The organism is Asticcacaulis taihuensis (genome assembly GCF_900100255.1).
Classification (GTDB): Bacteria; Pseudomonadota; Alphaproteobacteria; order Caulobacterales; family Caulobacteraceae; genus Asticcacaulis; species Asticcacaulis taihuensis.
In genome coordinates this window covers 317039-332200 of record NZ_FMTS01000004.1, presented here as the reverse complement: position 1 = coordinate 332200, position 15162 = coordinate 317039, and the positions used below count along the sequence as shown (strand labels likewise).

13 protein-coding genes are annotated in these 15162 nt (G+C 57.9%); 12 read left to right on the top strand and 1 reads right to left on the bottom strand.

The features are described from left to right. The coding region (locus tag BLO49_RS18530; protein WP_220083740.1) for a hypothetical protein at positions 1-262 on the top strand (262 nt) is incomplete at its 5' end. Here BLO49_RS18530 and BLO49_RS12385 read toward each other — a convergent pair. Next, positions 259-1122, bottom strand: a complete 864-nt coding sequence (locus BLO49_RS12385) for a LysR family transcriptional regulator (RefSeq protein WP_090648979.1) — start codon at positions 1120-1122, stop codon at positions 259-261. The genes BLO49_RS18530 and BLO49_RS12385 overlap by 4 nt on opposite strands. Positions 1123-1217: 95 nt before the next feature. Between BLO49_RS12385 and BLO49_RS12380 the strand changes: the two genes are divergently transcribed. From BLO49_RS12380 to BLO49_RS12330, 11 genes are all read left to right on the top strand, one after another. Continuing rightward, on the top strand, positions 1218-2672 hold the full coding sequence (locus tag BLO49_RS12380) for a proton-conducting transporter transmembrane domain-containing protein (protein ID WP_170828325.1): 1455 nt from the start codon (positions 1218-1220) through the stop codon (positions 2670-2672). Beyond that, positions 2669-4927, top strand: coding sequence for a DUF2309 domain-containing protein (locus BLO49_RS12375; RefSeq protein WP_090648973.1), 2259 nt, complete (start codon positions 2669-2671; stop codon positions 4925-4927). The genes BLO49_RS12380 and BLO49_RS12375 overlap by 4 nt, the downstream gene beginning before the upstream one ends. Then, on the top strand, positions 4924-5817 hold the full coding sequence (cysD, locus tag BLO49_RS12370) for a sulfate adenylyltransferase subunit CysD (RefSeq protein WP_220083739.1): 894 nt from the start codon (positions 4924-4926) through the stop codon (positions 5815-5817). The genes BLO49_RS12375 and cysD overlap by 4 nt, the downstream gene beginning before the upstream one ends. Positions 5818-5864: 47 nt before the next feature. Beyond that, complete coding sequence (locus tag BLO49_RS12365) at positions 5865-6065, top strand: MOSC domain-containing protein (RefSeq protein ID WP_090648971.1); 201 nt, start codon at positions 5865-5867, stop codon at positions 6063-6065. Positions 6066-6215: 150 nt separating this feature from the next. Then, positions 6216-6524, top strand: a complete 309-nt coding sequence (locus tag BLO49_RS12360) for a hypothetical protein (RefSeq protein ID WP_090648968.1) — start codon at positions 6216-6218, stop codon at positions 6522-6524. 168 nt (positions 6525-6692) lie between these two features. After that, positions 6693-7019 (top strand): hypothetical protein, encoded by a 327-nt coding sequence (locus tag BLO49_RS12355; RefSeq protein ID WP_139159684.1) that lies wholly within the window; start codon positions 6693-6695, stop codon positions 7017-7019. 229 nt (positions 7020-7248) lie between these two features. Further along, positions 7249-9462 carry a hypothetical protein gene (locus BLO49_RS12350; RefSeq protein ID WP_090648963.1) on the top strand — a complete coding sequence of 738 codons (2214 nt, stop codon included), beginning with the start codon at positions 7249-7251 and terminating at the stop codon, positions 9460-9462. A 29-nt stretch (positions 9463-9491) separates the two neighbouring features. Next, positions 9492-10010, top strand: coding sequence for a hypothetical protein (locus tag BLO49_RS18630; protein ID WP_245679008.1), 519 nt, complete (start codon positions 9492-9494; stop codon positions 10008-10010). A gap of 331 nt (positions 10011-10341) precedes the next feature. Then, on the top strand, positions 10342-10785 hold the full coding sequence (locus BLO49_RS12340) for a curli assembly protein CsgF (RefSeq protein ID WP_220083738.1): 444 nt from the start codon (positions 10342-10344) through the stop codon (positions 10783-10785). Next, complete coding sequence (locus BLO49_RS12335; protein ID WP_090648953.1) at positions 10785-11843, top strand: CsgG/HfaB family protein; 1059 nt, start codon at positions 10785-10787, stop codon at positions 11841-11843. Before BLO49_RS12340 ends, BLO49_RS12335 begins: the two co-directional genes overlap by 1 nt. A 203-nt stretch (positions 11844-12046) precedes the next feature. Further along, positions 12047-15097, top strand: coding sequence for a beta strand repeat-containing protein (locus BLO49_RS12330; RefSeq protein WP_090648951.1), 3051 nt, complete (start codon positions 12047-12049; stop codon positions 15095-15097). Positions 15098-15162 lie beyond the last annotated feature (65 nt).

The window sequence follows — 15162 nt, the reverse complement described above, 5'->3', positions numbered from 1 at the left end:
GCCTCTCATCTTCGCTCTCCTTAAAGGCTACGATGAGGTCAAACCCTCCTTAACTCAACAATCCAATTCTGGCCCATTCACGCTGACGCCGGACAATGAAGACGCGAATATGATCCTTTATCATCTCCGCCTGCGTTCTATTCAAAAACTTACAGAGAAGTATACGCGCTTAGGCAGAGCTTGGATCCGCTCGCCAACATGGGTTCTCGTCCTAAAATGCGGGCCGGCCAGTCAGGTGCGCGCCGCAGTCTCCGCCTATTAAAGGACAAGATCCAATAATGGATTGGCAAATCGACGCTTTACGGTGATGGCGAAAAAAGTCTCGCGCAACTCCGGAAGGGCCGTCATTTCGGCGAGCAGGCCCTGTTCGAGCTCATCCTGGACGACGATCGGGGGCGCGACGGCCAGGCCCAGGCCTTCTCTGGCCAGAAGACGGATCATCGCCATATCGTCAATCTCAGCGGCTATGGAGGGGTGCAGGTTCATCCGGCTGACCATGGCATCGAACCCGGCACGGATGCTGCTAGACCGGCCCGGCAGAATGAGGGGCGCCGTGGTCAGGTAATCGGCAAGGCTCGCGTCGGGCTTCAGGCGGTCGGGCAGTCCGATCAGACTGACTGTCTGTTCCGCTATTGGATGGGAAATAAACGGTGTGAGCGTGTCTGGCCCTGGCGCCAGGTTGGCCAGCACAACATCAAGTTCCAGTGTTTCCAGGCTTTCAAGCAGGTCGCTCAGCGCGCCGGATCGCAAAACAATGTCCACATCGTCACGTGACATCAAAGGTTTCAGAAACTGCATTTGGAAGTTTCTCGATAAGGTCGCCAGAGCACCTATGCGTAGTCTTCGTCTCTTTTGCCCACGATTGTCCAGGGCGTCGACCAGTTCCTCGCCGGTGGAGAAGATCGTGTCCGCGTACCCCAGGGCCAGGCGGCCGGCCTCGGTCAGCACCATTTGCCGGCCCCGCCTATCGAACAAGGTCTGGCCAAGTTGGGCCTCAAGCGACTGTATCTGAACCGATAGGGCCGATTGGGACACGTTGCAGGCCTTGGCCGCACGGGTCAGATGACCTTCGTGGGCAACGGCCCAGAAATAACGCAGATGTTTGAAGTTCACGTCTGGCATAATTTTACGTTCTAATTTTTATATTAAAAAAATTCAATCTTTGAATTTTTTATATGTTTGAAAAGCCGTTAGTGGGAGGTCGAAGGAGACCCCACATGCTTTCATCAACCATAACGGCATATCTGTCCTGGACTTGCCTTTTATTCGCGGTCGGCCAATGCGGCGGCCACGTGCTCATCGGCCTGACGGGGCAGCGACTAAACCTCTCTAGGCTTCGACACCTGTCAGGGTGGCTGGTGATGTCCGGCCTGGCACTTTCCTTTACGGCCCTGATAGCGGCGCTGACCCAGGGCGATCTCGCGGCCATGGGATTGCGGGTCGATACTCTGTCGGCCGTCCTTCTGGCTCTGGTGGCGCTGGTCGGCGCGACTGTTTTGCGATTTTCGTTCAACTATCTCGAGGGCGACAAGCGTCAGGCCTATTTTCTTTCCAACCTCCATCTGACACTGGCAACGGTTGTCGTCTTTGTCATGGCAGCGAATATATGGCTGCTCGCGGCCTCATGGATCGCGATGTCGCTCACCCTTCACCGTTTGCTGCTGTTTTATCCGGATCGCGCGGGGGCGCGTCGGGCCGCGTTTAAAAAGTTCGTCATGGCGCGGCTCGGCGATGTGTGTCTCGTCGGCGCTCTCGCGTGCCTCCAGCGCGCGACGGGCACGTCGGATATCGCGTCCATCCTGTCGACGCTTCATGGCCTGCCGCAAATGCCCCAATCGGTCTATCTGGCCGGCTACCTGCTGGTCATGGCGGCTGTGTGCAAATCGGCGCAATTTCCCCTACATGGCTGGTTGATCGAGGTCATGGAAACGCCAACGCCCGTCTCGGCGCTTCTTCATGCCGGGGTCGTCAATGCCGGCGGGATTATGCTCATACGCTTCGCCGACATAGTTGCCTTGAATGCGCCGGCCCTCTGGCTGCTGGCTGCCTTTGCCACCCTGTCCATCATTATCGGTACCCTGGCCTCGGTAACCCAAACCACCGTCAAAGCCGCGCTTGCCTGGTCGACGGTGGCACAGATGGGCTTCATGCTCCTGCAATGCGCTTTGGGGGCCTTCGGTGGTGCGCTGTTCCATATTGTCGCCCACGCCCTCTACAAGGCAAACGCCTTCCTGCGATGCGGCACGCTCCGTGAACCAGGGACCAAGGGTCTTAATCTGTCCATTCTGTGGATACCGGTCTCGGTGGCGATCCTGTGCGTCCTGGCGGCCTATTGCCGAATGGAGGCGAACGTCCTGGTGACGTTAGTGGCCGGCATAGGCCTTTGTGCAGGCTTGCCAAACCGTCGGCCGGAACAAGCTCTTACCCTGGGCGCTCTCGTACTGGCCGCCAGCCTGTGCGGGCACTGGCTGGGCGATGTCGCGATTGCCCGTGCGGCGGGACCTGTATCCCTCGGAATGACGGCTTTTGCGATCGCAGGGATGGCACTGCTTGTGGGGTTACAGGCGTTGGTCTGTAGCACATTCGGACATCGGTCCACGCACGCCCTCTATGTTCACGTCAGGAATGGTTTTTATATCAACGCACTGTTGAACCGGAGGTTCGCGTCATGAATGCCCATACATCCCAGCTTCACCTGTTCGAGGCGGCCGCCAGCGCCCGGCTTACGGCTGTCGTCAATCGGTTCGCGCCCCAATGGCCTCTGGATCGCTTTGTCGCGGTCAATCCCTTTCTGGGTATAAGTGATATCGACTTTGCCGAAGCCGCCGACCATCTGGCCCGCACGCGTGGCGCGGCCCTCGTGCCGGGCGGTCCCGCACCGGAGCCTGTCCAGACACTTTCGGATTTTGTGGGAGCGATTGTTGCCAGGCCCTTGTCCGAACTCGCCTGCAACCGGATTTCAGAATGGGCGGCGGGATATTATGACAGGGGGCAAGCCTTGTGGACCAATCCATGGCGCCAGTTACCGGCGTTCGAGGCCTGGCGCGCCGAAGCCATGATCGACCGGACGCCTGAAATTTCCGGCCTGCCTGGCTTTCGCCGGTTTGTGAAGGATTTGCCCGATACACCTGTCGCGGCGGCTGCCCAACTTTTAACGGGGTTGGATCTGTCCGACCGCTCGGAAGCTCTCTACCTTGAGCGTCTTTTGGCCACGGTTGGTGGGTGGGCCGCCTATTGTCGTCATCTCGACTGGCCGACGGTCGGGGCGGCCGGTTCGCAACACACGCGCGACCTGCTTGTCATCAGGCTCGCCTGGGACGTCTTCATTTCAAGGTGCCTCGCAAACGACAGAGATATAGATACCTGGCGGGGGCAACTGTGTGAACGGAAGGTGCAGGCGACCGTCGACCTGTCGACGCTTGATGCTGCGGAGGCGCACTTCCAGGAGACGATTTGGACTCAGCTCAGTCGACCTGCCGCGCTTGCGCCAGTGACGCGAATACAGGCCATCTTCTGTATCGATGTCCGCTCGGAATTCATGCGTGCAGCCCTGGAAGCCAGCGACAGCCGGATCGAGACCTTTGGCTTTGCGGGGTTCTTCGGTCTGCCGATTTCAATTGGTCAGAAGGATGGTGTTCAATTTCCGTCCTGTCCACCTCTCGTACGTCCGACAGCCTGGGTCTGTGAAGGTGTTGCGCCAAAGCAAGGCTTCGTGGCTGAACTTGGCCGCGGTATTGAGCGGATTCGTAAGGGCGGTGCGTCGGCCTTCGGCTATGTGGACAGCTTCGGCGTGGCCTCGATATGGCCGCTTATCCAGTCGCTATTTCCTGGGCGGGTGATCTCGGATCGGAGAGCGCATTCCCTTGAGTTGCACGTCGAAGCCGTTGAAACGAATGCGCCAGGCGAGGCGATTAGAGCACGGGCAGCTCTTGCGGCCGGCTTTCTGCGCGGCGTTGGTCTGACCCGTGATTTCGCTGATCTTATCGTTCTCGTGGGGCACACCGGGCAATCCGAGAATAACCCGTTCGCGGCGGGCCTGCATTGTGGCGCATGTGGCGGCCGCAGCGGGGCGGTGAACGCCCGCGTGGCGGCGGAGTTGCTCAATGATGCCGGCATCCGGCGCGTGCTTGGTCTCGACCACAATATTGTCATTCCTGAGCAAACGGGGTTCGCGGCGGCCGCGCACAATACGACGACAGATGAACTGACATGGGCTGAAAGGCCTGACGAGTCGCCTCATACGGCTCCCTTTTTGTCGGCATTTGAGCAGGCGGCCAGATCGGCGGGGGAGCGCGTTCGCGCGCGTCGGGCTCCAGCGCTCGGTGTGCCGGCATCGCTCGGTCTTTTCCGCAAACGGGCCTCCGACCCCTCACAGGTGAGGCCCGAGTGGGGCTTGGCGGGGTGCGCCGGCTTCATCGCGGCCCCCCGACGGCTGACCCGCGGTAAAGATCTCGGGGGACGGGTCTTTCTTCATTCCTATGACTGGCGGACTGATGTAGATTTCAAGATACTCGAACAGATATTGACGGCGCCTGTCGTCGTCGCCAGTTGGATCAATCTGCAATATTTTGCTTCGAGTGCCGATCCGGGAACCTTCGGCGCCGGCAACAAGGTGCTGCATAATGTGGTGTCTGGTGACATAGGTGTTGTCGAAGGCAATGGCGGTGACTTGCGTCTTGGCCTGCCCATGCAGTCGGTGTCCGATGGAGCAGTGATGCGTCACGACCCGGTCCGGCTGACTGTCATGATTGCCGCGCCGGTCCGTGCCATTGAAGGGGTTCTGGCCCGTCACGACCATATCCGTGCGCTGGCCGAAAACCGCTGGATCAGATTGATGGCGATGGACGACGACGGCCGGATGATCCTGTTGCGAACATCAAACGGATGGGCGCGTGCCACAGAAACGACCGGGGGTGAATTCACATGACTATGCCAGCCCATCTGTGGGCGCTTGAGGCAGAGGCTATTCGTATCCTGCGCGATGGTGTCGCTGAAGCCTCAAATCCCGTTCTCCTGTTTTCAGCAGGCAAGGACTCAACTGTCCTGGCGCATCTGGCCTTGCGGGCCTTTCATCCGTCGCGCCCGCCGATGCCCCTGCTTCATGTCGATTCAACGTGGGAATTTAGAGACTTATTGGCCTTTCGCGACGCGTTCGCGGCAGACCGGGGATTCGAATTGATCGTCGCGGCCAATGAAGAGGGACGCCGCGACGGCATAAATCCATTCGATCACGGGGATATCTATACGACCTTGATGAGAACCGAGGTCTTGAAACATGCGCTGGACGAAGGCGGGTACGATGTTATTTTTGGCGGCGCACGAAGGGATGAGGAGGCCAGTCGTGCCAAGGAAAGAATCGTCTCAGTCCGAAATCCGGGTCATGTGTGGGAGCCGCGCTTTCAACGCCCGGAAGTGGGGCACTTGTTCAACTGGCGGAAAACAACCGGACAGACCTTAAGGGCCTTTCCGCTTTCCAATTGGACCGAATTCGATGTGTGGCTTTACATTGCACTCCGTGAGATTGAACTTGCACCCTTATATTATTCGGCCGTGCGAACTGTCGTTGATCGCGACGGTGTCAAGCTGGTTGTTGACGATCCCACGCGCATGCGCTGGCGCGAAGGAGAGAAGCCGAAGGAGGAACGTGTCCGATTTCGGACCCTTGGGTGCTGGCCCGTCACCGGAGCGATTTCGTCCGATGCCGCTTCGAATGAGGACATTTTCCTTGAGACGATAAGGAGCCGTTTGTCGGAGCGACAGGGGCGGGTATCCGACACTGGCTCACTGGAGAGCCAAAAGCGTCAGGGCTATTTCTGATATCCGCAAGCCGAAATGGATACACGTCTCGTGTTTCCCTCGGGGCTATGCTGTTCGTTACCAAAGAGAATATGCCGTGCAAGTATCCGGGCAAGGTTATCGCGCAGGAATATGGGCATCCGGAGCTGGCAGGGGGATTCGTCAGGGCCGCTATGCGCCGTCGCGGCATTCTCGCACTCGTCGAACGCGAAGGGCTGATCAAGACGGACGATAAACTCAAGCTCATCCATCCGAGGCCCAGACCCTGAGCATGTCAGCTTCCTGGGTTGAGCAGCGTCGTTCGCGTAGCCAGGTTGTCGGATCGTCTCGCTCATGCGTTTATTATAATTTTCGTCACAAAAGCGCGCTGCATTCCGACGCCTCCGGCGATAGATTTGCTATGAAAAAGGGGAGACATAATGCCTTTAGCCGTAAAGCCACTGCCACACGCCTACGCCGACGCAGGCGAGGAGGAGATCCTGACCGCAGAGGCGCGTTTGGCGCAATTTGTGCGTGCCGAGATTGATCGCGCCTTGCGGGATGTCGATCGGCGCAAGCGCCTGGCAGAAATGGACCTCGCACGCCACGCACGTCGTGCAACCCATCGGATCGAGACGTCCGGTCATCGCCTCGAGCGATCGCTGCGTCGCGCGCCCTTACCTGTTCTACCTGTTGCTATCGGTGCCGTGATCATCGCGGGCGCCTGGTTTTTCTCACGCGGGAATTAGGAGTTCATAATGACCGACACGCCAACATCCGACGAGTCTCCCGTAGCCGCCGCGTTTCAGGGTGGTGATCGCGCTCCGTCCATCACGCCACAGGGGCAGGCGATGAACCAGTCCTGGTCCGAACCGGAGCGGGTGAGGGCGGTGTCTAAAGCGCCAGGCGAACAAGGTTTGACTTCAGATGCAGACGCGCCGGACGATGGCCCTAGTCAGATGGGTGGCTATGGTATGGAGCCTCCGCATTCGCATCCTGGCAATCGTCCGCACGAAGGCGGCGATCCGGCACTGGATGGCGACGCCCAATACGGGGCTTCGCCGCTCCGTTCGGCTCGCTATGACGAAAACCATGACGCCAACGCCGACATGGCCGAGGGCAAGGCACGGTCGGGTCACCATGGGGCGCAGGCGCGTTATCCGAATTCGTGTGACGTCATCGATGGGCCAACGGGTCATGATGAACAGCAACAATCCCGCGACCTGGCCAAGAACGGCCGCTGAGGGGCAGCCCTCTTTTTCCTTTAAGTGTCATGCATTTAGTTGCCTTCTCGGCTTTGGCCGATTTTCCGGGCTCGCTCGAAGCGCATGTGCGTGCCTTTCCCAACTTATGTCTGTTCCGTCACTGGTGACTCTTAGGAAGCTGTTGGGCGTGTCTGTTTGCGAGCCGCGCCTCTAAAACAATGATCCACATGGCACCCCTTAGCTGCCTGGCTTGCAAGAGGAGTTACCTTTGGCGACGAACTTGAATTCCAGACCTGATCACCCCGGCTTTACGTCCGAGACCCTGGCCGTTCAGCGGGATTTCCGAGAAAAGCTGGAGGTCCTCGAAACCTTCCACCTGGGTGACCTGACGATCGAGGCATCGCCTGGACGAGATACCCTGTGGATTGTGGTGCGACGCCCGGGTAAGGGCGCCGTCGCGCTCAGGACCAGTCCGTGGCCCGGCCCCTATCGTCTGAAACTCATCAAGCGCACCGAGGTAAGTGCGACGTGGGAGAACGAGGCAAGCGTCGGAAAGTGGACGATCGAACTCGACTTGCATGAAGACCACGTTCTGCGCCTTAAGGTGACGCTTGTGCCGGTGGTCGACCTGTTGTTGAATTTCTGGCCGCGCGATGTGTTCGTGCTCGATGGCGACGATGATCCTCTGCCGACGAAAGGGCGTGTCGAAGCGGCACAGCGCGGCGTCAATGGCGGGGTCTGTTATTTCTGCCTCGCGCAGCCAGCGTTTGGAAATGTGCTTTACGTCCAAAATCTCACCGTGGTGAACGATTACTATTTGCAAACCCACACGAAGCCTGACGGCGTCGTTGGCGGTGAGTGGCCGGAACTCGGTTATCAGCCGCCAGCAGGGCCACTGGCAAACAATCCCCCCGTCCATCCGTTGAAAAAAGGGCAGGCGGTCGTGGTCTCCGACGCATTGCTGACCTTCAGTATGGCGTGTGCCGATGGCGAAACCGACAGCGCGCGCAAATTCATCGAAATGCTGGCGACGCTTTATCCGCACCTGACCCGGCCTGAGCCGCTCTATCACGACTGGCTGGACCGTGCTGGCCGTACGATCAAGGATCTGGAGAGCTCGCCCGATGCCCGCATCTCGCATTACGGACATACCTATCTCCACCCGTATGTCGGAGCGGAATACCCAGATAGCATGGTGCAGATGACGGTTCTGGCGACCTTGCGGGAATATGCGTCGCACTGGGAAAAGGGCGACGATCTCGCCGACGATCTGGCCAAGGGTATCGGTCGCTTCTACGATGACGACCTCAAATCCATTCGCCGTTATCTGCCCAATGTGGGCGATGACAAGAATGCTTACGCCGTCGATTCGTGGTATCTGTACCATCCGCTCATGAACCTGGCGCGCCTGGCCAAACTCGGCGACAAGAATGCCGAGGCCTTGTTCCGGGGCTCGCTCGGTTTTGCCGTCAAGGCAGCTCAGCACTTCAAGTACAAGTGGCCGATCCAGTACGACATAAGCGATTTTTCGATCATCACCGAGGCGCACAATTCCGATGGGCTTGGCCAGACCGATGTGGGCGGCATTTACGCCTATGTCATGATCCAGGCGTGGGAGTTGACGGGCGACGTAAAATACCTGGATGAAGCGCATGCGGCGCTTCACACTCTGAAAAATGAGCGGTTCGAACTGGTTTATCAGACCAATCTTACCGCGTGGGGCGCGGTGGCGTGTCTCAAGCTTTGGCTGATGGACAAATCGTCTGACTATATGCATCAGAGCTTCGCCTTCATCGCCAGCTTCCTGCACAATTGCGAGCTTTGGGACTCGGAGATCGGCAATGCGACCGCATATACCAATTTCTTTGGCGTGACCTGTCTGCATGACGCGCCTTATCTGGCGGCTTATGAATGTTTTGAAGCGTTCGCGGCGTTCGACGAGTATTTGCGCCTGGGCGGGGAGGAAATCCTGCCGGCGGCCAGGCTTCTCCTGTGTGAATTCCGGCGTTATGCGCTCGACTTCACCTGGTTCTTCTACCCGGATACCCTGCCTGAGAACGCAATCGCCAAGGACAATATCCGAAACGGCCACATTGACTGCAAGCTGTCATTCCCGCTGGAAGATCTGTACGGTGACGGACAACCGGCGGGACAGGTCGGCCAGGAGGTTTATGGCTGCGGCGGCGCCTTCGTTTTCGCTTGCCGGGCCTTTTATAAATGCGGGGATGCACCGTTTACGGTCTTCGCGGACTATCCGGCCGACATCACCGTCATTGACGGAACCTCGGCGGAAATCCGAATCCTGGGACCGGCGCCAATGCGCGGCCGGGTGCGCCTGGTGCAGACCGGGCGAACCGACCTGCCACGCATTCATATCGTGGATAAGGACAGCGGGGAGACCATTTCGGCACGCGTGCGCGGTGATGAGTTTCGTGATTACGAGGCCCGGGCCGACGCTCGCCTGGTCATCACCTGGTCATAACCCAAAAGCCGTTTTGACGGTGGCACCTGATGCCGGAACCGCGAGCAGTGGCCAGGTCAGTCGTGCGCGTGGAGGCCAACGACACGGTGTTTCAGACGCTCTGTCTCGAACGCGAGCAGGTCCGAGGCCAGGGCTACGATGGTGTCGGCGGACACGGTCTCTGTTTGGAGGTCCCCGGCAATACCATGTTTGCTGTAGATCGATTGGCTTTCTGGCGATCTGATATAGCCACCCATGGCCCAGTCCGAGAATGCACGCGCGTCGATCGCTCTGTCAGCCAGGACGGTAAGGCCGTGATGGCGCCTGTCGTTCTTGATGCGGTCGAGAGTGTGCCGGATGTCAGCGGCTTCGCCTTCCAGGATCTGCACGAAGTGCGATTTGTCGAAAATCAGGAACCCGGTAATGCGGTCGCGGGCGTTATTGATTTCAGAGACCTGGATAATGTCGCGTACCGTATTGAGCGCGCCGGACTCTTCGGCCGCAAAGGCTATGATAGATCAGTTGCGTCAGCAAAGTACACCCCTTGGGTTCAGTCACCGGCAGAATAGAGGCGACTGGTTACTAAACCGCATCGTTCTCGACGGTTAAAATCAACCCAGTCCGCCTCTGGCGGCTGCTGTGCGAAATTCAAGCTGCTTCGGTCTGCATGATGGGCTGACACCGGCCGATGTCGAATCAGTTCAATTGTTGGAACCTGCGTGGGCGGACTGCGTTAATCGTCAACGAATGAACAATTCACCTCAATGGGGTATCACATAGCCCGCTGGTTGCCTTCATATTAGAAGGAATTAAGTTTTTATTGACTATCCCGGACTAGCTGGTGAGGATATGGATATCTTTGCACGGCTCAGCCGAAGCGGTAGTCCTTGGGGGGAATTTATGAAGAATGTAGGGAACCGCGTCACAATGGGCTGCGCCATTCTCAGCGTGGCGGCTCTAGTGGTAGTGGCCGCTCCGGCATTCGCGCAGAAGTTGACCTATACGCCGACCAGTCCGACCTTCGGTGGCAATCCATTCAATTCGTCGCATCTTCTCGGTGTAGCGAACGGTCAGAACGACTATAAAGATCCCGAAAGCAAAACCACCACCAGCCAAAGCGACCTGTTCGCCAGCCAGTTGGAATCGCGTTTGCTCTCCGCTTTCTCCGCGCAGTTGACTGATGCGATTTTCGGCGAAAATGCCCAGCAATCCGGCACCTTTACGTTAGGCGACCAGACTGTGACGTTCAATCGTGATCTGGAAAACGTCAATATCCAGATCACGAATGGCGCCACGGGTGAACTCACCAATATCACCGTTCCCTTATATCTGCAGGTGAATTGATGCGTTTAATGGTTAGTCTGCCTGTGTTGATGGCGGCCCTGTCCCTGAGTGCCTGCGTAACCGAGCCCCGAACACCCATCAATCCATCATCCTTTGCCCTGCCGACGTATGCGCAGCGCACGGCGAGCCAGCAGGCATTGTTCGATTTGCCGCCGCCCACGCGTCCGGTTGCCGTCGCTGTTTATGGGTTCACAGACCAGACAGGCAAATTCGAGCCGTCCGATACGGGGCAGACCTTGTCCCGCGCCGTCACCCAGGGCGGTACTTCAATCCTGTTGAAGGCCCTTCAGGACGCGGGGCAGCGGCAGTGGTTCACCATTGTTGAACGTGAGCAAGTTTCCCACCTGCTGAACGAGCGTCAAATTATCCGTGAAATGCGCGAGCGGTACCTTGGTGAGAAGGGCGTCAATCCGGAGGCCCTGCCGTCTTTGCTTTTCGCTGGCGTGATCCTGGAAGGGGGTATTGTTGGTTATGACAGCAATGTCCGCACGGGTGGTTCCGGCGCCGGTTTCCTGGGTATCAGTGTCCATGACGAATACCGGCAGGATATGGTCACGGTCTATCTACGCGCCGTTTCTGTTCGCACTGGCGAGGTGCTGAGTTCGGTGACCGCCAGCAAGACAATCTCTTCATTTGCCTTGGGAGGCGGCGTATATCGTTATGTTGCCTACAAGCAATATTTGGAAACCGAGACCGGTACCACCACCAATGAACCGGCCAATATGGCGATGCAGCAGGCCATTGAAAAGGCGGTCTACGCTCTGATTATGGAGGGCGCTGAGCAGAAGCTTTGGGAATTCCAGGATAAGACGGCGGCGTGGCCATACACCTGGGCCTATCAGAACGAACGCGACGGTACATTTACTGCGGAGCAGGTGGAAGCGGCCAATAAGCGTGCCCGCAAGCAAAAAGCGGCATTAACTTCACAGCAAAAGGCCGTGGGGCAAGATCGCCTGCGTGCTGATTCGCCGCCGCCTATGTCCGAACCCGAAGCACAGCCGGCGCAACCGGAGGCCAGATTGCAGGGCCGATTAAAAGCGGTTGGGCCTGGTAAGTAATTCATTGTCGCGGCGTACCCGGCGATCGCCTGCGATAATGTGAGTAAAGTAAGCGTAAGCATAAAAAAAGGGGGCTTTGGCAAAACGCCGGCTGCGCCCGTCACAACATATTCCATCGGATTCTATTCGCCTTTGGCGATCCTCCCGTTACGCCTTGCGTGCGGGAACAATGAAACTTTGTCTGAAATCAGGAGCGGAAATTAATGAAACGCAATATATTGGCCACGGTGTCCGCCGCGGCGCTACTTCTGGCCGCAGGGAATGCCCTGGCTGCCAATACATCGACGGTTAATCAGGATGCGAACAGCACCAACGTCGCAGCGACCGTCAATCAGAAGGGCACAGGCAACGATTCGTCAATCGACCAGACCGGCGCCGATAACAGCGCTGACGTCCTGCAAAAAAAGACCGGCAACAAGTCCAAGGTCACGCAGGGACAGCTCGGCGGTAGCACCGCCACCGTTCAACAAACCGGCAACCGTAACGATTCACAAATTGATCAGACCGGCCTGCAAAACTCGGTGGGTTCGGTTGAAGGCACTACGGTTGTTCGCGGCGTCATTCAGAGCGGCGATGATAATATCTCGACGATCGTGCAAGCGGGCAGCTTTCAGTCGGCTGAAGTCCATCAGACCAGCGACAGCAATCGCTCCAATATCAATCAAGGCGGCGTCCTTGGCTTGGATCATGACGCTACCGTGATCCAGAGCGGTACGGGTTTCAACAAGTCGGACATTGGCCAGACCGGCATCAGCAATTCGGCCGATGTCATTCAGCGCGGCAGCAACGCCATTTCGTCGGTGACACAAAGCAGTGCCGACCAGACCGCCACGGTCGATCAAGGTGGTGATGCGAACGACTCTACCATTACGCAGGGGGGCAGCGTAGGGGCTCACACGGCCAGTGTCACCCAGCGCGGCAGCACCAATACGTCAAACGTCGCGCAGACCGGATACAGCGAAGATGCTACTGTCGTTCAGACAGGCAACAACGGCAAGTCTGCCATAACGCAAGGTGGTGCAGAACAAACCGCCAGTCTTAATCAAGGCGGTGACCGTAACGAATCCGTCATTACCCAGGGGAGTGTGACCGCGGAAAGCATCTGGGCGGCCGTCCAGGGACATAATCACGACGCCACCGTTATTCAGCGCGGCAGCGACAACACATCAGGTATCGGCCAGACCGGGTACAATGAGGCGGCCAATGTTACGCAAAAAGGCAGCGACGGCACGTCCACTGTGACGCAAGGCGGTACCGATCAAACGGCGACGCTCGATCAGGCGGGTGATGCGAACGCATCCACGATTGACCAGCACGGTGGGCAGGTGAACACCTTCTTTGGTATTCCCTACAGCGAAACGGCGGGATCTCATGAAGCGACCGTCACCCAGCGCGGTACAAACAACAATTCGGATATTGACCAGAACGGCATTAACGAAACGGCCACCGTCGTACAGAAGGGTGCGAATGGCGTATCGACTGTCGCCCAGAATTCCGGCAAGAACCACGATGCCACGGTGACGCAAACCGGTATCAGCGACACGTCGCATGTTACGCAAACGGGTATCAATGCGCTGGCAACAGTATCACAGTCGGGTAATGATGACACGTCAAACGTGACCCAGGGCGGGACCGATCTGACAGCCCTCGTGTCACAATCAGGCAATGGCAACGACTCAGCGATTGGCCAAACTGGCAAGGCCGGATACGCCGATGTGCGCCAGTCCGGAAATACCAGCAAATCAACCGTCACCCAATCCGCCAATGGCACCAGCGGCAGCCATGCTTACGCGAAGGTGGCCCAAAGCGGCAGCGATCAGACCTCTGAGGTTGTGCAAACCGCCAATGCGTCTGCCACGGTGACCCAAAAGGCTGACAATGCCCTGGGCGGTTACACCCCTGATGCCTACAAGAACAATTATTCGAAGGTCGCGCAAAATGCTGCTGCTACCGCCACGATATTGCAGAACGGTACCCTGAACCGTTCGACGGTGACGCAAAACGCGGCCGCGACAGCTAACGTCAACCAGAAGGGGGTTTTCAACCACTCGACCATTGACCAGCAAGCCGGTGCCGCCAATGCCATCGCCGATGTGACACAGAACGGCACCTACGGTGACAATCGCTCCAACATCACGCAGTCCGCAGTGGCGACCGCCATCGTTACCCAGGCGGGTAACATGGCGGCTGGCGCGGCGAACTATCCGAGCAATGAGTCGGATATCGCCCAATCTGCCGCCGGCGCCTATGCGGAAGTTCACCAGAGCGGCGACAACAATACTTCGGAAGTCACACAAAAAGGCACGGGCGGTGATGCCGAGGTCAGCCAGTATAATACAGGCAATCACTCCGAAGTGACGCAGATGGCCACGAATGCGACGGCGGACGTCATCCAGTCGGGCAGTGACAACACGTCCGAGCTGACACAAGGACGGGCGAATCTCTTCACGCTTTTTGGGGAGAAAGCACGCATCGTACAATCGGGCGACCGTAATACATCGACGGCCAGTCAGACCAATTCGAATGACAATCTGAGTGTCAAGCAATCGGGCGATGACAATACCTCGACGGTAACACAGTCAAACTCCGCAAATGGGTCCGGTAATGCGAGCGATCCTGCTGATGTTGGTGTGAAGCAAGCGGGAAACTGGGGCGTTGCGAGCGTAACCCAGTCGGGTCAGGGTGGCGTCGCCTATATCGACCAGATCTCCGGTGGCGATCATAACACCGCCACCATCGCTCAAAATGTCAGTAATAAGCCATCCAACGGGACTTATAATTTCCCGCTTTCGGTCGCAAATATCACGCAGGGTGGGAACCAAAATACCGCCAGCATTACTCAGCATAGCGGCGCCACCGATGCTAACAGCGCCAGACATGAGACAGCGACCACTGATCAGCGCGGCAGCAGCAACTCCAGCACCATCGACCAAACCAATACGACGGTCGCGGCTGTGGATGCCTATAATGAAGCCCATGCTAGCCAGAACGGCACATTTAACGCATCGACGCTCACTCAGGATGGCGTCCAGCTTTATGCCAGCGTCGATCAATCGGGCGATAATAACGTCTCGACTCTGACGCAAACGGGCACGGGCAACCACGCTGAGGTTTCTCAGGACGTAGGTGGCAACACCTCGACCCTGACCCAGGCAGGTAGCAGCAACGAGGCTTATATAGCTCAGACGTCCTACGGCAACACCTCCACTATCAGCCAGCTCGGCACCGGTAGTTACGCGAGCGTCACTCAGTAACGTTGAGCGAGACCGGCTGGCGCCATAAGGGACGCCAGCCGGACCTAAATCAGACGTCGGCCATG